Annotated in this window: 21 protein-coding genes; 13 read left to right on the top strand and 8 right to left on the bottom strand. The window is 42.1% G+C overall.

Going from position 1 to position 19,800, the window contains the following annotated elements:
- Window positions 1–16: 16 nt before the first annotated feature.
- The 4 genes from NSS65_RS18635 to NSS65_RS18620 form a co-directional block, all read right to left on the bottom strand.
- A complete protein-coding gene (locus tag NSS65_RS18635) occupies window positions 17–1,336 on the bottom strand; it encodes a gluconate:H+ symporter (RefSeq protein ID WP_024423918.1) in 1,320 nt (439 codons plus the stop codon).
- A 49-nt stretch (window positions 1,337–1,385) separates the two neighbouring features.
- Window positions 1,386–2,807, bottom strand: a complete 1,422-nt coding sequence (locus NSS65_RS18630; protein WP_034281465.1) for a four-carbon acid sugar kinase family protein — start codon at window positions 2,805–2,807, stop codon at window positions 1,386–1,388.
- Between the two features lie 7 nt (window positions 2,808–2,814).
- Window positions 2,815–3,708: a 2-hydroxy-3-oxopropionate reductase gene (gene garR, locus NSS65_RS18625; protein WP_034281369.1), complete on the bottom strand. Its 894-nt coding sequence runs from the start codon at window positions 3,706–3,708 to the stop codon at window positions 2,815–2,817.
- Between the two features lie 198 nt (window positions 3,709–3,906).
- The gene (locus tag NSS65_RS18620) at window positions 3,907–4,764 is read right to left on the bottom strand and encodes a MurR/RpiR family transcriptional regulator (RefSeq protein ID WP_170825854.1); all 858 of its coding nucleotides are present in this window, start codon (window positions 4,762–4,764) and stop codon (window positions 3,907–3,909) included.
- A 161-nt stretch (window positions 4,765–4,925) separates the two neighbouring features.
- On the opposite strand from NSS65_RS18620, the gene NSS65_RS18615 reads away from it, so the two are divergent.
- Window positions 4,926–5,603 (top strand): DUF3298 and DUF4163 domain-containing protein, encoded by a 678-nt coding sequence (locus NSS65_RS18615; RefSeq protein ID WP_034281367.1) that lies wholly within the window; start codon window positions 4,926–4,928, stop codon window positions 5,601–5,603.
- Window positions 5,604–5,688: 85 nt separating this feature from the next.
- Here NSS65_RS18615 and NSS65_RS18610 read toward each other — a convergent pair whose 3' ends face one another.
- Together NSS65_RS18610 and pepT are read right to left on the bottom strand one after the other, a co-directional pair.
- A complete protein-coding gene (locus NSS65_RS18610) occupies window positions 5,689–5,868 on the bottom strand; it encodes a hypothetical protein (RefSeq protein WP_008345664.1) in 180 nt (59 codons plus the stop codon).
- Between the two features lie 289 nt (window positions 5,869–6,157).
- Window positions 6,158–7,390 carry a peptidase T gene (pepT, locus tag NSS65_RS18605; RefSeq protein ID WP_047202931.1) on the bottom strand — a complete coding sequence of 411 codons (1,233 nt, stop codon included), beginning with the start codon at window positions 7,388–7,390 and terminating at the stop codon, window positions 6,158–6,160.
- Between the two features lie 226 nt (window positions 7,391–7,616).
- Here pepT and NSS65_RS18600 point away from each other — a divergent pair, with 226 nt between their 5' ends.
- From NSS65_RS18600 to NSS65_RS18580, 5 genes are all read left to right on the top strand, one after another.
- On the top strand, window positions 7,617–7,940 hold the full coding sequence (locus tag NSS65_RS18600; RefSeq protein WP_046312739.1) for a WXG100 family type VII secretion target: 324 nt from the start codon (window positions 7,617–7,619) through the stop codon (window positions 7,938–7,940).
- Between the two features lie 4 nt (window positions 7,941–7,944).
- Window positions 7,945–9,141: a glycine zipper domain-containing protein gene (locus NSS65_RS18595; protein WP_024427531.1), complete on the top strand. Its 1,197-nt coding sequence runs from the start codon at window positions 7,945–7,947 to the stop codon at window positions 9,139–9,141.
- Between the two features lie 12 nt (window positions 9,142–9,153).
- Entirely contained in the window at window positions 9,154–9,912 is a 759-nt protein-coding gene (locus NSS65_RS18590) for a hypothetical protein (protein ID WP_326135202.1), read from the top strand.
- Window positions 9,913–9,933: 21 nt separating this feature from the next.
- Window positions 9,934–10,461: a YfjD family protein gene (locus NSS65_RS18585; RefSeq protein WP_046312740.1), complete on the top strand. Its 528-nt coding sequence runs from the start codon at window positions 9,934–9,936 to the stop codon at window positions 10,459–10,461.
- Between the two features lie 99 nt (window positions 10,462–10,560).
- On the top strand, window positions 10,561–11,025 hold the full coding sequence (locus NSS65_RS18580; protein WP_326135203.1) for a helix-turn-helix transcriptional regulator: 465 nt from the start codon (window positions 10,561–10,563) through the stop codon (window positions 11,023–11,025).
- Between the two features lie 54 nt (window positions 11,026–11,079).
- Here NSS65_RS18580 and NSS65_RS18575 read toward each other — a convergent pair whose 3' ends face one another.
- Complete coding sequence (locus NSS65_RS18575) at window positions 11,080–11,427, bottom strand: helix-turn-helix transcriptional regulator (RefSeq protein WP_065214960.1); 348 nt, start codon at window positions 11,425–11,427, stop codon at window positions 11,080–11,082.
- 205 nt (window positions 11,428–11,632) lie between these two features.
- On the opposite strand from NSS65_RS18575, the gene NSS65_RS18570 reads away from it, so the two are divergent.
- The 6 genes from NSS65_RS18570 (at window position 11,633) to NSS65_RS18545 (ending at window position 17,360) form a co-directional block, all read left to right on the top strand.
- The gene (locus NSS65_RS18570) at window positions 11,633–12,622 is read left to right on the top strand and encodes an asparaginase (RefSeq protein WP_024427527.1); all 990 of its coding nucleotides are present in this window, start codon (window positions 11,633–11,635) and stop codon (window positions 12,620–12,622) included.
- Window positions 12,623–12,650: 28 nt separating this feature from the next.
- The gene (gene aspA, locus NSS65_RS18565; RefSeq protein ID WP_024423908.1) at window positions 12,651–14,072 is read left to right on the top strand and encodes an aspartate ammonia-lyase; all 1,422 of its coding nucleotides are present in this window, start codon (window positions 12,651–12,653) and stop codon (window positions 14,070–14,072) included.
- Between the two features lie 143 nt (window positions 14,073–14,215).
- A complete protein-coding gene (nhaC, locus tag NSS65_RS18560) occupies window positions 14,216–15,622 on the top strand; it encodes a Na+/H+ antiporter NhaC (RefSeq protein WP_034281362.1) in 1,407 nt (468 codons plus the stop codon).
- Window positions 15,623–15,918: 296 nt separating this feature from the next.
- Complete coding sequence (locus tag NSS65_RS18555) at window positions 15,919–16,344, top strand: DUF5082 family protein (protein WP_024423906.1); 426 nt, start codon at window positions 15,919–15,921, stop codon at window positions 16,342–16,344.
- 37 nt (window positions 16,345–16,381) lie between these two features.
- A complete protein-coding gene (locus tag NSS65_RS18550) occupies window positions 16,382–16,645 on the top strand; it encodes a YwqI/YxiC family protein (protein WP_034281361.1) in 264 nt (87 codons plus the stop codon).
- 289 nt (window positions 16,646–16,934) lie between these two features.
- Window positions 16,935–17,360 carry a DUF5082 family protein gene (locus tag NSS65_RS18545; protein ID WP_065214959.1) on the top strand — a complete coding sequence of 142 codons (426 nt, stop codon included), beginning with the start codon at window positions 16,935–16,937 and terminating at the stop codon, window positions 17,358–17,360.
- Window positions 17,361–17,408: 48 nt separating this feature from the next.
- On the opposite strand, the gene NSS65_RS18540 is transcribed toward NSS65_RS18545, so the two are convergent.
- Window positions 17,409–17,624, bottom strand: coding sequence for a hypothetical protein (locus NSS65_RS18540; protein WP_231122805.1), 216 nt, complete (start codon window positions 17,622–17,624; stop codon window positions 17,409–17,411).
- A gap of 136 nt (window positions 17,625–17,760) precedes the next feature.
- On the opposite strand from NSS65_RS18540, the gene NSS65_RS18535 reads away from it, so the two are divergent.
- A complete protein-coding gene (locus tag NSS65_RS18535; RefSeq protein ID WP_144496457.1) occupies window positions 17,761–19,719 on the top strand; it encodes a BglG family transcription antiterminator in 1,959 nt (652 codons plus the stop codon).
- Window positions 19,720–19,800: the final 81 nt, after the last annotated feature.

Here is a 19,800-nt window from a genome sequence, read left to right as displayed (position 1 = left end):
TTTACAATTTAATTTCCTACATGAACAAATCAGCGACAAGAACACCAGCAAGTCCGACAAGTGAAAGCACGGTGACCATCAATGTCCACGTTTTAAAGGTTTGAGCCATTGATAGGTTAAAGTATTCTTTATAAATCCAGAAACCCGCATCATTCACATGAGAGAATGTAATACTTCCCGCACCTGTTGCGATCACCATTAATTCAGGGCTGACACCCGTCAGGCCAATCAGTGGTGCAGAAATGCCAGCCGCCGTGAGACCGGCGACAGTGGCTGATCCTAAAGAGACACGAAGGACAGCAGCAATGAGCCAAGTCAGAAGCAGGGGAGAAAGTGTGCTTCCTTGCATGATTCCTGCAATGTATTGATCGACGCCGCTATCAATGAGCACTTGTTTAAAGGCGCCGCCGCCTGCAATAATTAATAGAATCATAGCAATAGAGCCGATAGAATCCGTGATGGACTTCATCACATCCTGCATGCTCTTTCCTCTTCCAAGCCCAAACGTGTAGATGGCAAGCAGCACTGAGATTAATAGTGCAATCGCCGGTTCGCCTAAAAACTCAGCAGTTGGCAGCAATGGAGAGGATGGGAAGAAAATTTCTAGAAATGCTCTAAATGTCATAAGCAATACAGGCAGAACAGCGGTGAAAATGCTAATGCCGAAGCTAGGCATTTCTTCTTCTGTGAATTCCTTTGGATTAAATAAGTTCTTTGGAATATGTGCGTGCAACTGATCTTTTTTAAATAGTTTCGTAAACAGAAGTCCGCCTACTAAAACAGCAGGAATCGCTAAAATAATCCCAACCAATAAGGTTTGTCCCATGTTTGCCTGAAAGACATTTGCAATGGCAGTCGGTCCTGGGTGAGGGGGGAGGAAGCCATGTGTGGTGATGAGTGCAGCGACGAGCGGCATCCCCACATACAGCACAGGAAGTCTTGCAGCCTGAGCGATCGTAAAGACTAATGGAATTAAGATAATGAATCCGGTTTCATAAAATAGAGCAATTCCAATCACAAATCCAGTCAGCATCGTCGCCCATTGGATTTTTCCGATGCCAAACCGGTCAATGAGTGTCATCGCGATCCGCTGAGCTCCGCCAGAATCAGCCATCAATTTACCAAGCATCGCACCAAAACCGAGAACGAGTGCGAGATGCCCGAGCGTACTGCCAAGTCCTTTTTCGACGGAAGCGATCGCTTCTAGTGGTGTCATCCCTTCTAACACAGCAACAATTAAAGAGACAATAATCAAAGATATGAAAGCGTTTAACTTAAAGACAACCATGAGTAAAAGCAGTAACAAAACGCCAAGTCCAATAAACACTAACGACATGATCTTTCCTCCTTTGTGGTGCATAAGGGGCGCAAACACCCCCTATGCCTTATCCTTCAAGTATGTCTACAGCTTCTTTTAACGTATCCTTTGCCCCAACATTTCCCGGGAAAATCACATAAGACATGAAAGGGAATTTACTTTCTTCTCCTGTTTGCCAAACGGGGATCCCTGGTTTGATTTGACCTGCCACGGTCGCACGTTTCACGCTAAGTCCTCTTGTTCCAATATCGCTGGAGGTAATTCCACCTTTGGCAATAAGATACTTAGGACGAATGGTGAGACGCTGGACAATACTTGTCACAGCATCACTAATCTGTACAGAGAGCTTTAATTCTTCCTCTTGGCGATCATCCCCAAGATCAAGCCGTTCTCTTCTTGTATAAACAGCTACAGATTGACCTGCTGCCAACAGTGCTTCAGTTTGCTGAATGACACGGTCAATTTCTTCGCGAAAGGCATCAGGCTCTAATACGAGGTGGGTATTAAATTCAATAAAAGCTATCTCTTTATCTTGTTGCAGCGCTTTTAATTGTTCTGTTGTTTTTTTCACATGAGAACCGATCATAATGAGACCACCATGCGGGCTTTCTTCTTGGATCAAGGCATCTCTTGTTAATAAGGCTTGATCCCCTATACCGCCAAGTACTTTTGTGAGCGCCGCCGCACTTCTGAACATCAGCTGCTGTCCTGCTTGAATGGCTTCAATGAGAGCGGTGACAAAGACTTTGACATCATCATAGTCCACCGCGTTTACAACCACCTTTTTGAAATCCTTGACACTCATGAGCTGCTGTTTGATTTGATCAATGCGTAAAGCCCGCAGATCAGCTAACGAAATGTAGGTAGTGTTCTTTTTTGTGAACATTCCTTCTGACTTTTCTTCAATCCATTCTCCAAGATGAGAAGATTGAAAGCCGAATGTACGGTCTCTTGCAAATTCTGTGTCACCAGCAGGAATTAATTCGTGTCCTTCCTGTACGTAATGAATATTGTCGATCGTAAAGCGTCCACCTTCTTGGAAAAAAGGAAGAAGGATTTCACCATCGAACTGGCGGGAGCTTTGCTGTTCAATGGTCGTTTTGAGTACTTCAGTTTCAAGCGGAAAGTGTCCGCGAAGAGTAGAATCCCCTCGGCTGACAATGACGAAGTCCTGATTAAGACGTTCAGCCACCTTTACAATGGTTGCTGCGATTGTTTTGTGCGCAGCGGCAGTTTCTTTCTCAGTCATACTGCGTGAATTGGTCAAAATAAAGAACATGCGGCTGTCTTCAAGAAAACCAGCCTCAATGCTTTCTTCTGACCAATCGGTGAAAACAGAGATGCCATGTACGGTTTGAATCCCTGTTGGATCATCGTCTAATACAATGACTTTATGCTCAAAGCTGCTCAGTGCTTGTTCGTATGCTGATTGAATGGCCTTTGAATCTGCTTTCGGAATGGCATTTAGTATGTCAGTGCTTTGCTTCATGACCATCTCATCCTTTCTTTACTTCGACATGAGCCATTTTTTCGTAATATTGAACGATGCCTCCATGATCAAGCCCGGATTTCCCGTCCGCTTTGAGGGCGTGGAAGATTTCAAGCAGCTGACTAGAAAGCGGGAGAGGAACACCGATATCATGAGCCGTTTCCATGACGTTGGTTAAATCCTTCAAGTTGATGTCGATGCGTCCGCCAGGTTCAAAATTTCGTTCTAAGATGAGAGGGACCTTTGCATCGAGAACAGCGCTCCCTGCCAGTCCGCCGCGGATGGCTTCATACATCTTATCAATGGCAATGCCTGATTTAGCAGCTAGAACGAGCGCCTCGGACATGGCCGCAATATTTAAGTTGACGATGATTTGATTGGCAAGCTTCGCTGTTGTCCCGCTGCCATTTGCCCCAACTAATACGACTTCAGTGCCCATTGCAAGCAGGACATCCTTTACTTTCTCAAAGATGGATTCTTCGCCGCCAGCCATGATGGCAAGTGTTCCGTCTATTGCCTTCGGTTCTCCGCCGCTGACAGGTGCATCGATAAATTCCACCTGATGCTGTTTGGCAAAAGCAGCTAAAGCCCTGGAGGTGACAGGAGAAATTGAGCTCATATCTACGATGACAGTGCCAGGTGCAGCTGTCGTTAAAATGCCTTGATCACCTGAAACGACTGCCTCTACATGCTCTCCTTTAGGAAGCATTGTGATGATGATATCGCTTTCAGAAGCTGCCTCAGCTGCTGAAACAGCACCTTTTGCTCCGGCTTCTTGTAACGATCGAATCGCTTCCTCATTTAGGTCAAAAACCGTCAAAGTATGACCGGCTTTTAATAGATTGAGTGCCATAGGTTTTCCCATAATACCTAGTCCAATGAATCCAATCTTCTTTGTCACGTTGTCTGCCTCCTATATAGAAAACCCTTACAAAAAGCGCTTTCTTTTCTTATTGTTAGTATATATACTATCAATTAAATTTAATAGTAGGAAATAAACTATTGTTCATTTAATGTACATGACGTGATAGGAACGTGTCAACGGAAAATATGATAAAAGTCACAAAAAAAGACCGGAATCAACTCCGGTCTTTTGCGTTTATGTTTTATTTTTAGCTACAGCTAATCGAGATCGTTTCACGTTTTCAATGGCATTTGATCCTAGCTCTAAAACAGCGGCGACGTATAGTACATCAATGATCACAAGCTGGTTGATACGGGAGATCATGGAGTCCGATCGATAGGTTGTCTCTCTGGAAGAACTAAGCAGATGAAAGTCAGACTGCTTTGCGAGCTCAGATTTCGGATAGCTGGTGATAGAAGCAACCTTTGCCCCTTTTTCTTTTGCAAACTGTACGGCGTCAAGAATTTCTCTGCTCTCTCCTGAATGGGAGATTGCGACGATAAAATCGTGTTCCATGGCGTGTGTTGCAATCATATTCATCATATGCGGATCACTGCATAGGCTCACTTCAAAACCAAGCTGCAGGAACTTATGATAAGCATCTCCAGCAATAAAGCTGGACGCACCTGCTCCAAAAAAGACGGTTTTATGTGCCTGTTTCATGTGTTCAATGAATTGCGTGACGGCATGATCCTCTAGAATATGCTTCATATCTTGAATAGAGTTTGTTGTTAACTCTATGACCTTATGTTTAATGTCAGCGACACTATCGGTTGCCTCGATCTCGCCGTATATGGATTGAGGGGTATTGGTCGCAATATCCTGTGCAACATGGACACGAAACACTTGATACGATTCATAGCCAATTTTCCTTAGAAACCGAAAGATCGTCGTTTCACTTGTGCTGCATTCAGCAGCGAGTGCACTTATAGAATGAAGCACAACTTTCTGAGGATTTTGTAAAATGTAATTGGCAATCTTTTTCTGGGTTGGGGACAAACTATGAAACGTCGTCCGAATGTGACTAAAAATATTCTCTTCTATGATAAACACCACACTTCATCTAGCATTCTACATTAAGCATACAGGAACTTATGAAAACGGTAAACAAACCCGGTGTGGAAAAATAAAGAATAATATGGAAAAAATACTTCTTTTGGTTCTTTTGTCATGGTATACTCATTTGGTAATAAACAAAAATGGGGGTTTTTACTATGACAATGAAAAAAGGTCTAACGATCAGCCTGCTTATTTTCTCACTGATTGTTTCCTTGTTTGCGCCAGTTGGATCTGCGGATGCCAAACAAGCAAAAAAAGCAAAAGTAAGCACACACTATTATAAAAAGAAAAAAACGTTCAAATATGCACAGGTGAAAAACCTAAGCAAGACGCATATGAAAACCATCAATCGTGATTTAAAAGAAGATATCGCTTTCTCTTATTCTACGTACTTGTTTTTAAAGGACGAAGCGAAAAAGGAAGGCTACGGGAAGGTCACGTATGAGAGAACGTATAAAACGAAATTTAACAATGGTAAGAAACTGAGTATCTTAAACTATGATTACATGTATAACGGTGGAGCGCACGGAGACACAATGGTTTCCAGCATGAACTATGTGTTAACAAAGAAAAAAACAAAGCAGCTGTTCTTGACAGACGTTGTGAAAACAAAGAAAAAGCGTACGAAAGTAAGAGATTATATTTATAACTACACAAAGAAACATAAAAGCAAATTCTACGCGAACTTGAAAAAAAGCGACATTGAAATCAACTACAACACGCAGTATTACTTCACGAAAAAGGGAATTGCTGTTGTCTTCCAGCCATATGAAATTTCACCTTATTATGTTGGAATTCCTATGATTCAAGTGCCTGCGAAGGTATATAAATAAAAAGAAAAACGACCACTGAATCTGGTCGTTTTTTGCTGTTTATGCAAACAAAAAAGAGCCCCTCATGAGGCTCTTTTATTTGGATTTATACTTGTTTAGGTGCATCGTTTAGTGGGTGACGGCGTTTTCCGTTGTAGTGGCGGCGCATACGAAAGATTTCAAACTCCGAAAGCTCTGCGCTTTTTCTTTTTTGGGTGCGGTTATCTTTTTTGAAAGAGAATAGTAAGTAGCAGCAAAGTGAAGCGATAATCAATAAAATCATCATATGACATTCCTCCAATTCATCCTATTCTTTAAGTGTAGACAGGGTGAGTGATGTTTATAACTGAAAATAAGCAGCAGAATCGGTTTAGTTCTTAAGGTTCATTCGATCTGCTATTTTAGGTCTAAAATACTGGTTGTTTTTAACTATTATATTTCCAGTTATTTCACTCGTCAAGAAGAATTTTTTCTGGGGTTGTCTCTATTAGTACGAATAAGTGTCATAAAAGTTTCAGAAAATTGTAAACTTTTATTAAAAAACCGTTCCCGAACAGGAACGGTTTTAAACATGTCTATGCTTTTTCTTCAAATAAACGGGCAATTTCAACGATAACTTCAGTTGCTTTCACCATGTTTTCAACGGAAATAAATTCATATTTACCGTGGAAGTTTTCCCCTCCAGTAAAGATGTTTGGCGTTGGAAGACCTTTATATGAAAGCTGGGAGCCGTCTGTGCCGCCGCGGATTGGTTCAATGACCGGTGTTACTGAGCGGTTTTCCATGGCTTCATGAGCAATGTCCACAATATGTTTCACCGGCTCAATTTTTTCTCTCATATTATAATATTGATCCTGAATGCTGAGGGTGATGCTGTTTTCTCCGTATGTGGCTTTTAAGTCATTAGCTATTTTTTCAAACAGGGCCTTGCGATTGTTGAATTTCTCTTTATCAAAATCACGGATAATATATTGCAGCTCAGCCTCTTCTACTTCCCCTACAAATTTCGTCAGGTGGAAAAAGCCTTCGTAGCCTTCTGTATACTCCGGAGATTCGTCAGAAGGAAGTTTGTTGTGAAAAAGCATCCCAATTTTCGCAGCGCTGACCATTTTGTCCTTTGCTGTCCCTGGGTGGACATTGTTTCCTTTAATGGATACTTTCGCGCCCGCTGCGTTGAAGCTTTCATATTGCAGCTCGCCAAGCGGTCCGCCGTCAATTGTGTACGCATAGGAAGCGCCAAAGGCATCAACATCAAACTTGTGCGGCCCTCTGCCAATCTCTTCATCTGGCGTAAAAGCGACACGGATTTTTCCATGCTTGATGTCTGGGTGTTCGATGAGGTAATGCATAGCGGTCATAATTTCTGCGATACCAGCTTTGTTATCTGCACCAAGCAGGGTTGTGCCATCTGTAGTGATCAGTGTATGTCCTTGGTACTTTTGTAAATTTGGAAACTGTTGTGGAGATAAAACGATATGTAGATCTTCATTTAAGGTAATGTCGCCGCCTTGATAGTTCTCATGAAGCTGCGGTTTTACATTTTTGCCGGTGAAGTCAGTGGCTGTGTCAATATGAGCCAGAAAGCCAATGGTCGGCACATCTTTGTCTGTGTTAGAAGGGATTGTTCCCATGACATAGCCGTTTTCATCCATTGTTACTTCTTGAATCCCAATGGATTTCATTTCTTCAACAAGCTGTCTCGCCAGATTCAATTGTCCTTCAGTAGATGGGCAGCTTTCCTTTTCTGCATCCGACTGCGTATCTACCTTCACATAACTTGTGAAACGCTGAATCATTTCCTCTTTCATCTATACGTCACTCCTTTTGTAGAATACGTCCATTTTATCACGTCTTGAATGCGCTTCATAACAAGAAAGGTTTTCTCTGGCAATTAGAGAGGAAAAAGGCCTACTTTCATTAGGTAATGTGCTGAATGGTTCTTTAGGGTGATTTTTTTGGGTGTCTTTTTATTTATAATGAGGACATATAAAATCATCCATTTGTACGTTAAATTGGGAGAAAGGGGTGCGAAAGTTGGATTCTAGTCAAACGCTGGCACTCGCTCAAAAGTTTCAGGAAGCGGCTGATGAGATTCGGCAGTCCAAGCAGCTGCTGGAAAATCGGCTGAAGGCAGTAGGAACAGGCTGGCAGGGAGAAGCAAGGGATAAATTTGATCAAAGCTTTGAAGAAACAACGGCACGCTACGATCAATTTGAAAAAGATTTGCTTGAAACAAGTCAGGAACTGCGGGATGCAGCGGTCAAAATTGAGGAGCGTAAAGCTGAAATTGCCAGAATGGAAGAGCTTGAGCGAAAGAGACGAGAAGAACGGAGAGAAAGAAACCGAGAAGGGAGATGATGTGATGGCACGTGACATTGTGGTTGATCCAGATCAGCTGACTGGGCTGGCGAATGATTTTGTAGGCGAGCTGTCAGCCATTGAAACGAAGCACCGCGATTTACATAGTGAACTGGACGGGCTGATTTTAGGCTGCGATCCTCGGTATAGAAGCTGTTTTTCTGGTGTCGGGGATGCATGGGGAGCAGGACAGGCATTAATCAGCAAATTGAGCAGTGATGATATTGCCATTCGTCATGCAACGGATAAAATGGTCGAAGCAGATGATATATTGCGGAAATTGTACAGTATTTATGATCAATATGGTACACTCACGAGCTTAGCTGGTATCGTGATGATGCAGGCGAAATATTACGGGCTTGGAATGACGACTTTCATTAAAGAGAATGGCCGATATGCAGCGCAGCATTCAAAGCTGCTGCTTGATCTGACCAGCCGGGTAGAAGGAACGAGATTTGACCGGTTAGCAAGGATTTGGCTGAGTAAAAAAGAATTATTAAAACGATCGAACTGGCCGATGGCTGACTTGGTTCATAAGAAATTCACAAAATTTTATCCTGACGATACAGTTGCGTTCACAAACAGTGTTCGTGATTTTACAAAAGGAAGTATTAATTGGAAGGACACGGCTGCGATTAAGTCTGTTCTGAAAAATGGTGCAAGATTTGCGAAAGGAAATGCCATCATTGCAACAGTTGTCACTGGTGCAACTGAGACGGTTGGCTGTGGATTGAAAATTGCCGAGAACTATGCAGAATTCGGCGATCAGCCAGAAGTTCTTAAGCGTGAAAATGCAAAGGCTGTTGGAAATGCAGTGAACAATACGGTCTTTATCGCTGGCGGTTCTGTCGCAGGTGCCGTTGTCGGCGGTGCTCTTGGCAGCTTTGCAGGTCCGATTGGAACCGTGGTTGGCGGAGCCATTGGTTCAGCAGTAGGTGGATTTATTGGAGAAAAAGTCGCCAAGCTGACATCCGGTTTTGCTGAACAGATGGCAGTGAAATTAAAGGACCCGATTCATGCAGTCGTGGATAAAGGGAAAAAAGCATTCGAACTGGCGGGTCAAGGTGTGAAAGCAGTGAATGATACCATTGATCAGGCAAATCAGGTAATACATAAAGGGATAGAAAAAACAAAAGAAACCGCAGATTCGCTCATAAAGGGTGCAGGCGATTTCTTTAAGGGTGCATTTTCTTTTGGATAAGGAGAGATCAAGTTGGATCAGCTAAGTCTAAGTATTGAGGAACTCATCTTTAGTTTTTACAGTGAAGGCTATTTTGAACAAGGTATGTCCTTAAAGGAGGCTTATTATCCTGAAGTAGAGGACGAGCGCTTGGGGTTTTTATTTGAAATTGCGTGCCGCTCTTTGCTCGCAAAAGGTGTACTGGAATTTCGAAACAGACAATACCGTTATAAAACGGAATACCGTCATTTCATCCAGGCGATGAATGATGCCTCCCACACGATCAAGGCGTCTAGATTTGGAGATTTAGATGAAGAAGTCAGCACCTCTTTTCACACAACACAAGCGGGTGTATATGCGCATCATACGCTTTATGATCAACAAGTACATCAGATTCGCAAACTGGATGGCGATCAGCAGGCAGAGGAGCAAGTGACAGCCTTTTTCAACATACAGATGAATGATCACCCTGAACCTGTCATCAGCCTGCAGGCAGAGGAATTTGAAATGCTGTTAGAGCAAGCAAGTGAAGCGAAAAATGAGTGGCCATCCTTCCTGAATAAAGCAGAGAATCAAGAGCTCGTGAAGGCATTTGTTTCTGATATACAGACGAGAAAAGGAAAGATGGACTCCCTCATGAAGGTCGTCTATGACAAAAATAATACGCCTGATGTGGAGTCCATGCTATTTGTGATTCCAGGTGAGAACCAATCGTGGCTTGTATCAGGAATAAAAGAAAATCAATTTCGCATTGAGACGGCTCATCGAGACGGGTTACGTTCTATATTCTAATGGAGAAAAGGAGAATGACACTTGAATCCAAGTGAAGTAATAGAAGTAAGGAGCAGACCTTTTTTAAGAGTATGGGCATTCTTAGCAACGGGCGGCTTCGGTATCATCGGTATTTGGTTATTTTCAGAAGCTCTTACATTTGAATCGAACTATACATTGTTTTTATTTTTAGGCGGACTATTAGGTATTGTCTATGGCTGGATCTCCTTTTTGATGATTTTGCCTGCTTTTACGAAGAGAGGAAATGTGATTTTTCGCATTCAGCGCGGAGAGAATGGCGCTGTGCTGCATCGGGAGCGAACGATTCCTTTTCAAGATATTCAATCAATCGACATGCGCAGGCATCGTTACAGTATAAGAGGATTTCTTTTCATGGATGTGCTCATTCGGAAAGTAGATGGGAAATTGATCAAAATTCCGGCGTACAGCATTTTAGATGAAGAAGTATTTGAGCAGACCGTCAAACAGGAGATCTATCCATATTTACATCAGACAGCCCAAGAAAATTGGAGACAGCAGCATGGCCAAGGAGAAGAAAAGACCGACTAAGTTGTTTTTGTCAGAATTCCATAGGATGAGACGCCACTTTTTCGAAGAAATCGTGTATGATGTCAGTAAAGACTGAACACTCGAAAGAGGTGATGAGAGATGGATAAAGAGATGGTAATCGACCTCGTCACAGAACAAATGGCACGGATTCGAAAAGAAAAGGATTATACGCAGGATCGTATGGCGGAGGTACTTGGTCTATCGAAACGGCATCTACAGCAGGTTGAAAAAAACAAGCTGCGTCTCAACTGGACGCAATTCGCGGCCGTATGTGCATTATTCAGAGATAGTGACATTTTAAAAGGCACCCTGGGGGATGACCCGCTCGAGATTTTGGAAGTTGTGGCACATGATGAATTACATCTATCAGTAGAGCGTACGATTGGCGGCAAGGTTTGGTGGAGGACGTCTGTCAAAAAAGGCACGTTTCGCCTTCAGCAAAATGTACTTAGTCAGCATTACCGCATCTTAGATGAGGAGAACTATCGCTATTATAGTTCGTTTAATAAAGAAGAAGCGAAGCGGCGGCTAGAGGAATTAAGCCAGCTGTCTTCTCCATATTGAGATTGCAAAAGGAAAGAGAGGCATCTGTTTATAAGGTGCCTCTCTTTTCTGTGTTTATACTTTTAGAGTGTTTTTCGCCCGAATAAAGGCAACAAGCTGTTTGATTTCTTCTTCATTTAGGGGAACGCCGTCTACATAAATGGTTCCTTCTTTTGCTTCCGTCAGTTCAATTTTGATATCAGAGATTTTGCGTTGTATCTCTGGCTCGTCCGTTCTACCAAGTAAAAAATCAATGGACGTATCATACAAATCAGCCAGCAGCTTCACTGCTTCAAGCGAAGGTCGTCGGTACCCAGATTCGTAACCGGCATAGGTGCTTTTGGCGATACCTAGGCGATCTGCCGTATGCTGGAGAGACCATTTTTTCTTTTTTCTAAGGGTGGTTAAACGATCGAGTATCATACATGAACGCTCCTTTATTTACAACAACAGTATATCATATTTTGACATAGAATGTACGCGTTATGCGTAACAATTTCTTGATTAATTCGCGTTATGTGACTATAATGGCAATGAAGGTACGCGTAAAGCGTATATTATAGAATAGCACAAGCTAGCTTATAATATGTGTGACAAACGAAGTAATTTTACGAAAGAGGTGGACCTGTTGAAGAAATTATTGCTTTTAACGACTGGTGGGACGATTGCATCTGTAGAGAGTGAAAATGGTTTAGCTCCAGGTGTTAAAGCTGAGGATCTTTTGAGCTATTTAAACGAAATTAATGCAGAATATACAATGGACACAAAGTCCCTAATGAGTATAGATAGTACAAATATGCAGCCTGAATACTGGGTTGATATCGCAACAGCCATTTATGAGAATTATGATCAGTATGATGGGTTTGTCGTTACTCACGGAACCGATACAATGGCCTATACATCAGCAGCGCTGTCTTATATGCTGCAAAATCCTGATAAGCCGATCGTGATTACAGGTTCACAAATTCCGATTACTTTTAAGAAAACAGATGCGAAGAAAAACATCACAGATGCGATTCGCTTTGCATGTGACGGTGTTGGCGGCGTGTATGTCGTGTTTGATGGCAGGGTCATCCAAGGAACACGTGCGATCAAACTAAGAACGAAAAGCTACGATGCATTTGAAAGCATTAACTACCCATATATTGCATCAATTGAAAACCATCAAATTGAATACAATAGCAAAGTAAAAAGAACACCAATGAAACCGCTTAAATTAGATGCATCTTTGAACACAGATGTGTGTCTGTTAAAATTGCACCCAGGCCTGAAGCCCGAGTTTTTAGATGCAGTCAAAAGCATGTACAAAGGGGTTGTCATTGAAAGCTACGGCAGCGGCGGAATTCCTTTCGAAGGAAGAAACCTTTTAGAAAAGATTAACGAATTGCTGGAAGAAGGCATTTCTGTTGTCATCACCACTCAGTGTCTTGAAGAAGGAGAAGACATGAGTGTGTATGAGGTAGGACGCAAGATCAATCAAGAATTGGTGGCACGTTCAAGAAATATGAATACAGAAGCTATCGTGCCGAAACTGATGTGGGCACTAGGCAAAACAACAGATCCAAGAGAAGTCAAAAAGATTATGGAAACGCCAATCGCAGAAGATTTAGTGATTTAACTATTCTATAGAAAGCAGGTCATAAGAGATGGTTCAAGCAACTTATCGCTATGAGAAGGATTTTCTTGGTGAAAAAGAAATTCCAGCAGACGTGTATTATGGGGTTCAAACCCTTCGTGCAAAAGAGAATTTCCCGATTACAGGATATCGGATGCACGAGGAACTAATCAGAGCCTTTGCCATCGTGAAAAAAGCAGCAGCTCAAGCCAATATGGAAGTTGGACGTTTATATGAGGGAATTGGAAATGCCATCGTTCAAGCGTCTGATGAAGTCATTGAAGGCAAGCTGCACGAGTACTTTATTGTCGACCCAATTCAAGGCGGCGCAGGAACGTCCATGAATATGAATGCCAATGAAGTGATTGGAAACAGAGCACTAGAAATCATGGGACATCAAAAGGGAGAATACATCCATTTAAGCCCAAACACACATGTGAACATGTCGCAATCAACGAATGATTCATTCCCAACGGCGATCCACATTGCTGTGCTCAAGCAGTTAGATATTCTGCTTGAAACGATGCAAGTCATGCAGGACGTCTTTCAAAAGAAAGCGAAAGAATTCGATCATGTGATCAAAATGGGACGTACGCACCTTCAGGATGCTGTTCCAATCCGTTTGGGACAGGAATTTGAAGCTTACAGCCGCGTGCTGAGCCGTGATATTAAGCGGATCAACCAATCAAAACAGCATTTATATGAAGTCAATATGGGTGCAACAGCAGTTGGGACAGGCTTAAACGCAGATCCTCGTTATATTGAAATCGTGGTGAAGAAGCTCGCTGATATATCTGGTCTTCCTCTTGTAGGCGCAGAGCATCTCGTGGATGCAACGCAAAATACAGATGCTTACACAGAAGTATCCGCCGCTTTAAAAGTATGTATGATGAACATGTCTAAGATTGCCAATGACCTTCGCTTAATGGCATCTGGTCCGCGCGCAGGTCTTGCTGAAATCGCATTGCCAGCCCGCCAGCCTGGATCATCTATCATGCCTGGGAAAGTCAATCCAGTCATGGCAGAGCTCATTAACCAAATCGCATTCCAAGTCATTGGGAACGACCACACGATCTGTCTTGCTTCTGAAGCAGGCCAGCTTGAGTTAAATGTGATGGAACCTGTTCTGGTCTTTAACTTGCTTCAATCTATTAGTATAATGAATAACGGATTCCGCTCATTCACAGATCATTGCTTAGCGGACATTGAAGCAAATGAAATACGTTTGAAAGAATATGTAGAAAAAAGTGCAGGCGTGATCACTGCTGTGAACCCTCACTTAGGCTATGAAGCAGCCGCTAGAATTGCAAGAGAAGCCATTTTAACAGGACAATCGATCAGAGATCTTTGCTTGCAGTACGATGTTTTAACGGAAGAAGAACTTGATATTATCTTAAATCCATTCGAGATGACAAAGCCTGGCATTGCAGGTGCAGAGCTCCTAGAGCGATAATAATATCAAAAATTTTATTTTATTAATATGTGGAATTGCCTGTGAAAAAGAGAAAAACAGGCAATTCACTTTCTTTCGAATTGACACACTTTTTTCACAATATTTTGAAAACGCTTAACGAACGCACAAAGGGAGGAAACACAATGAAATCACCACGTCTACCATCTATTTTAGAAGTCGTAGCTGTACTTGGCTTGTTTTTAGCGATTGTTTTATCTTTTACTCTTTACTTCAAATTAGATATTCAGTTAGCATTGTTTATCTCATGGTTTATGGTTATTGCTTTAGGTATTCGATTGGGGCATTCATACAAAGATCTTCAAAACGCCATTACAAAAGGGATATCGAATGGTCTAGAGGCTGTTTTGATTTTAATTGCTGTAGGTGCACTTGTTGGAACATGGATTGCCGGCGGAGTGGTACCCACATTAATTTATTATGGACTGGAATTTATTCATCCTAATATTTTCTTACTAGCTACACTGATTATCTGTTCCATTATGTCTGTTGCTACAGGAACATCATGGGGGACAGTTGGAACCGCAGGTATTGCCATGATAGCGATTGGTGAAGGTTTGGGAATTCCATTACCTATCGTGGCTGGTGCTGTTTTATCTGGAGCTTATTTTGGCGATAAGTTATCTCCTTTATCTGATAGTACTGTGCTTGCTTCCTCACTTTCAAAAGTGGACGTGCTCGCACATGTTAGAGCAATGATGGTCTTATCCATACCTGCATTTGTCATAACTGCTATTATGTTTACAATTACCGGGTTTATGTATGGCGGAAAAAATATTGATCAAGGAAAAGTAGAGTTTTTGAAACAAGCACTGCAAGATACATTCACGATTAATATTTGGATGATCATTCCGGCGCTTATTGTTGTGCTATTACTTGTCTTGAAAAAGCCTTCAATGCCTGTTATTGCGATTGGTGCGCTTCTTGGCGCAGTTTGGGCAATGGCATTCCAAGGAATGAATCCAGCCGATGCACTTGGTACAGCTTATAATGGTTTCTCTATTAATTCAGATGTAGAATTCTTAAATACATTGTTAAACCGCGGTGGTATCGTTAATATGTTAGGGTCTCTAGTGGTGATTATCCTGGGACTTGGCTTCGGTGGAGTACTTGAATATTTAGGCGTATTAAAAGTTATCGTCGCGACATTTGAGAAAAAATTACATAATGCAGGGAATGTAACGCTGTCTACACTCGTTGTTGCGTTCTTCGCCAATATCTTTGGCTGTGCGATGTATGTATCGTTAATCCTTACACCAAAAATTATGGAAAAGAGCTACGATAAATTAAAGTTAGACAGACGAGTTTTATCCAGAAACTCTGAGGTCGGTGGTACGCTTACGTCTGGTATGGTTCCATGGTCAGATAACGGTATTTACATGGCAGGAATTCTTGGCGTATCGACATTCTCTTATTTACCATTTATGTGGTTGAGCTTTGTCGCCATTGGTCTTGCGATCATTTACGGATATACGGGTAAATTCATTTGGTACGTGAAAGATCAACAAGAAAGAGAAGAATCGGCCTCATAAGCCGTTTGCAAAAGCCGCTCCTGAACGGGGGCGGCTTTGTTTGTCCTAGGACTGTGAGACTATATGTGGCTTATAGCAAACGAACAGGAATTTAGACCTCCAATAAAAGAGGTCGAAAGGGGTGGTATAAAGCAGAATGAAAGCATATTTATCCCATAAAAAGGGCATAAATCCCTATTCAAACATGAGTCTTTGAACCTTATAATAACAATATTGGAAAAAGTGCTATTCACCTTACGCTCGTTTAGAGGGACTCTAAGCAGCGTTTTTATTTTTGGACAGGAGGAGGAACCCATATGAGCTTATCGGATATGCTGTCTGCCCTTAACGGTGGCATTTCAAATAAAAAAGCAGAAATTGAAGAGAAAATTGCTCGACTCAAAAAGGCGAAAAGCAAGGTTGAACGTGAACAAGATGCGGCAGAAACAGATTTAAAGCAAATCAAGCAGCCAAAGCTTGGGACCTCTTGGAAAGGTGAGCGAAGCCAGGATTTCAAAACAGACCGAAATGAAGCACATGATGCGCTGCAAACAATCGTGAACGATCAATACCCACGCTACGTGAGCCGCATCGAATTCAAAATCAGTACATTAGAAGCAGAACAAGCTGCGTTATCCTTTGCCAGTTCCTTAGCTGGAGACGCTGCACGTCTTGCTGAAAAAGGAGAAGACGCAGTAGAGGACGCAAAACGCTTGATCTCAAAAGCATGGAGCAGCTTGTAAGAGAGCGTCATGCTGAACAAATCTGGAGGAAATCACAATGGGACAAATTAAGTTAAACTACCAAACAGTCATGGATAAACTAGATGAAGTCTCCCAAGCCGTAGAAGCTTTAGCGATGAAAAAAGCAGCAGATAAAGCGGGTGAAAACAGCCTTGAATTTGTAACTAAGTGGACGGCACGTGAAAGAGAAGTGAGCGAAATGGTCTCAAGCTTTAAAGAAGCCTTAATTAAAAATGTTCAGGATACACGTTCTAACGTGAAAACATTAAAAGAACAAGACGAAGCGATTGCTGCAAAATAATCAGCACACTCGCTTTTATTTATAGGTACATTTAACGCGGTGTATAATTATAGTCTTAAAGACTCATATTAAATTAGGGGTGTAAGACCTTGTATTATTCCGTTTTTCTTCCAAACGCGTCACTAAAAGGACACCTTTTCCCTATTTAAGGCTGAGGCTTTTCGCCTTATACTATACTTAATGAAAGCAAAACGATAGAAATGTCAGGATTGGAAAAATCATGTGATTCGTTGGTTTCCAAAGGCGCTCACGCCATGCTTTCGTATGAGGTCAGATAGAGGTGGATGACATGAGTTTATCCGAGATGCTGTACCATCTGCATATGGGAATTGAGAACAAACGTGCAGAATTTGACGAAATGATCTCTCGGTTAAAGACAGCCAAAAGCAATATTCAAACAGAACAAGATCTTGCCCAGTCAGATATCAAAGAAATCAAGAAGCCTGCACTAGATTCGTCATGGAAAGGCAAGAGAGGGATCGACTTTCATCGCCATCGGAAAGACGCTTACAGCGTGATGCATGACATCGTCAACAATGAATATGAAAAATATATAACAGAGATTGATCAAAAAATCTTACACTTTGAATTGAAAAAAATGGAGCTGGCCGTAGCCAGTAATTTTGCAGGAAGAGCTCAGGACGTGATGGAAAAGGGCGAGGATTTTGCAAAGGATGTTAAACATTTGATTGAACGGGGCTGGAAAGCTCTTTAAAACCATAAATGAAACAGCCGACTCATAAAAGGGCGGCTGTTTTTTTGTTTAATCACATCCACCACCGCCGCTGTCACCTGAAACACTCCCACAGGAGGCATCAGAAGCGTGATGGGTATACGAATCAGTATAAGTGCTTGTCGTTGAGCTATGATGTGCAGAACGCTTAGCAGATACACGTTTATCCTTTGGTGTGAACAAGCTGGCAACGATGGCTCCTAAAGAAGCTAATATGATAATGACTACAAACATAAAAGTACCCATAATGCATCCCTCCTCTAGTTTCATATTCATACGAATGAGCCATATCAAGGTTCCCGATTTGAAAGAAATACTGGGCAAAGAGTTCTATTTTCGTTTATGATGATAGGCAAAAGTAAATGCCAAGGGAGGAGAGCCCATGCTAACTCTACGTCAGGAGGAGCTTTTGAAACGATTGATGCAAGCGGAGCAGGAACTGACAAGTGAAGAAATTGCCCGTGTGATCGGAGTCACATCACGAACTATTCGAACAGATATGAAAGCGCTTAAAAAGATCTTAGAAGAACATGGTGCCGCACTGCATATTAAACGCGGAGCAGGGTATACATTGAGCGTTGAAGATTATGGAGCATTTCGTACATTTTTGAAAACGTCACTGAGAGAAAGGAATGAGAAAAAGGAACCGTTCATTCCCAATCAGCCTGAGGACCGTGTGGCTTATCTATTGAAAAGGCTGCTTCTGTCAGAAGACTATATCAAATTAGAGGGGTTGGCAGAGGAATTATTTGTGAGTGAATCTACAGTGAAAAATGATTTGAAAGCTGTCAGGCACTTGTTTTCATTGCATGGACTTTCTATATCGCACCGGCCTAAATATGGACTGCGTCTGACAGGCGATGAAATGAAATTAAGATATTGTATGGCAGAGCATGTGTTTCAGCAGGAGCACGCGAACGCTGCACTGTTACCTGAAGAAACATATCAATTGATTCAGGACATCGTGCGTTCACGTACAAAAGCCACCGGACTTCATCTATCAGAAATCGGTTTAAGTAATTTAGTAACCCACATTGCTATCGCATGCAAACGAATTGAAGAAAAAAAGCTGGTCAAGATGCCAGAAGCGGAATTGAGAGAAATTCAAGTACAGCCAGTTTTTCAGGTAGCTCAACAAATGGCTGAAGATATTCGCCGCGTATTATCGATTGATTTTCCGCTATCAGAAATGGCGTACATCGCGATTCACTTAATGGGGGCAAAGATGATGGCATATGGAGAGGCTGGCCATACGCTATTTCATCTGCTGGACGAAGATCATTTTCGTTTCACTCACCAATTGCTTGCTTATGTAGAGGAGCACATGTCACTTGATATTCAGTTTGATAAGGAGCTGATCGTTGGTTTAAGTCTTCATTTGCGTTCAGCCATTCATCGTTTTAGATACGATATGAACATCCGAAATCCTTATTTACCAGACATTAAAAGGTATTATCCCATTGCGTTTGAGGCGGGTGTTTATATGGGGAGATGGCTGAAGGAAAAAGAGGGTGTTGAGATTCCTGAGGATGAAATCGGATATTTGGCACTTCATATTGGGGCTGCAATCGAGCGGACAAAATCACAGCATGTGAGAAAGACATGTCTTATTGTGTGTGCGACGGGTGTCGCCAGCAGTCAGCTTCTTCTTCATAAGCTCACGGCGGCTTTTAGCGGAAGGCTGGAGATCGCTGGAACTGCAAGTGTCGGGGAACTTCCTTCGTATGATTTGAGAAGCATTGATTTTATTATTAGTACCATTCCGCTTCAGAATACATTGCCGGTGCCAGTAATTGATGTACATACGATTCTAAGTGACGATGATATTGTACGGCTGAAACGATTTGTGAAGAATTCACAGGATACAGGAGTTTTGCGGTATGTGAGTCCGGCGCTGACATTTTTTCAGCAAGATCTCCAATCAAGGGAAGAGGTTCTTCAATTTTTCGTGAACGTGCTAAAGGAGCAGCATCGAATCCCAGACGAGTTTGAACAATTATTGCTAGAAAGAGAGCAGGTGTCACCCACATCTTTCGGTCATTTGGTTGCGATTCCTCATCCAATTAAGCCGGCAACAGATGATACATTTTGTGCGATCTGTACGTTGAAAAAGCCGGTGCTGTGGGGTGAAGATCGAGTACAAGTCGTATGCTTGTTAAGCATCCAGAAGACGTATCAAAAAGAATTACAGTCGCTTTATCAATTTCTTGTGCGGCTGACAGAACGGAAGGAAGTGGTGGAACAGCTCATCAAAGCCGCTTCATTTGAAGAACTGACAGCTGCGCTTCAAATATTGGAGCATCCAAATGAAAAAACGCGGCACCCATTTCCGCATCTGTGAGGAAAAAGATTAGATGTTAATGAAAGCGCTTTTAAAATAACATCAAAAAGGAGGATGATCACGAGTTTTTGCAAAGGGGGA

Origin of the sequence: Bacillus sp. FSL K6-1006 (genome assembly GCF_038593175.1) — a bacterium.
GTDB classification, from domain to species: domain Bacteria; phylum Bacillota; class Bacilli; order Bacillales; family Bacillaceae; genus Bacillus; species Bacillus safensis.
Note: the sequence above shows the minus strand (reverse complement) of the source record. Positions and strands in the feature narration are given on the sequence as shown.

What these genes read in the sequence shown, in the direction of transcription:
- NSS65_RS18635 (WP_024423918.1), bottom strand. Translation starts at nt 1,336, where the DNA reads ATGTCGTTAGTGTTTATTGGACTTGGCGTTTTGTTACTGCTTTTACTC.
- NSS65_RS18630 (WP_034281465.1), bottom strand. Translation starts at nt 2,807, where the DNA reads ATGAAGCAAAGCACTGACATACTAAATGCCATTCCGAAAGCAGATTCA.
- NSS65_RS18615 (WP_034281367.1), top strand. Translation starts at nt 4,926, where the DNA reads ATGACAATGAAAAAAGGTCTAACGATCAGCCTGCTTATTTTCTCACTG.
- NSS65_RS18610 (WP_008345664.1), bottom strand. Translation starts at nt 5,868, where the DNA reads ATGATGATTTTATTGATTATCGCTTCACTTTGCTGCTACTTACTATTC.
- pepT (WP_047202931.1), bottom strand. Translation starts at nt 7,390, where the DNA reads ATGAAAGAGGAAATGATTCAGCGTTTCACAAGTTATGTGAAGGTAGAT.
- NSS65_RS18595 (WP_024427531.1), top strand. Translation starts at nt 7,945, where the DNA reads ATGGCACGTGACATTGTGGTTGATCCAGATCAGCTGACTGGGCTGGCG.
- NSS65_RS18580 (WP_326135203.1), top strand. Translation starts at nt 10,561, where the DNA reads ATGGATAAAGAGATGGTAATCGACCTCGTCACAGAACAAATGGCACGG.
- NSS65_RS18575 (WP_065214960.1), bottom strand. Translation starts at nt 11,427, where the DNA reads ATGATACTCGATCGTTTAACCACCCTTAGAAAAAAGAAAAAATGGTCT.
- aspA (WP_024423908.1), top strand. Translation starts at nt 12,651, where the DNA reads ATGGTTCAAGCAACTTATCGCTATGAGAAGGATTTTCTTGGTGAAAAA.
- nhaC (WP_034281362.1), top strand. Translation starts at nt 14,216, where the DNA reads ATGAAATCACCACGTCTACCATCTATTTTAGAAGTCGTAGCTGTACTT.
- NSS65_RS18555 (WP_024423906.1), top strand. Translation starts at nt 15,919, where the DNA reads ATGAGCTTATCGGATATGCTGTCTGCCCTTAACGGTGGCATTTCAAAT.
- NSS65_RS18550 (WP_034281361.1), top strand. Translation starts at nt 16,382, where the DNA reads ATGGGACAAATTAAGTTAAACTACCAAACAGTCATGGATAAACTAGAT.
- NSS65_RS18545 (WP_065214959.1), top strand. Translation starts at nt 16,935, where the DNA reads ATGAGTTTATCCGAGATGCTGTACCATCTGCATATGGGAATTGAGAAC.
- NSS65_RS18540 (WP_231122805.1), bottom strand. Translation starts at nt 17,624, where the DNA reads ATGGGTACTTTTATGTTTGTAGTCATTATCATATTAGCTTCTTTAGGA.
- NSS65_RS18535 (WP_144496457.1), top strand. Translation starts at nt 17,761, where the DNA reads ATGCTAACTCTACGTCAGGAGGAGCTTTTGAAACGATTGATGCAAGCG.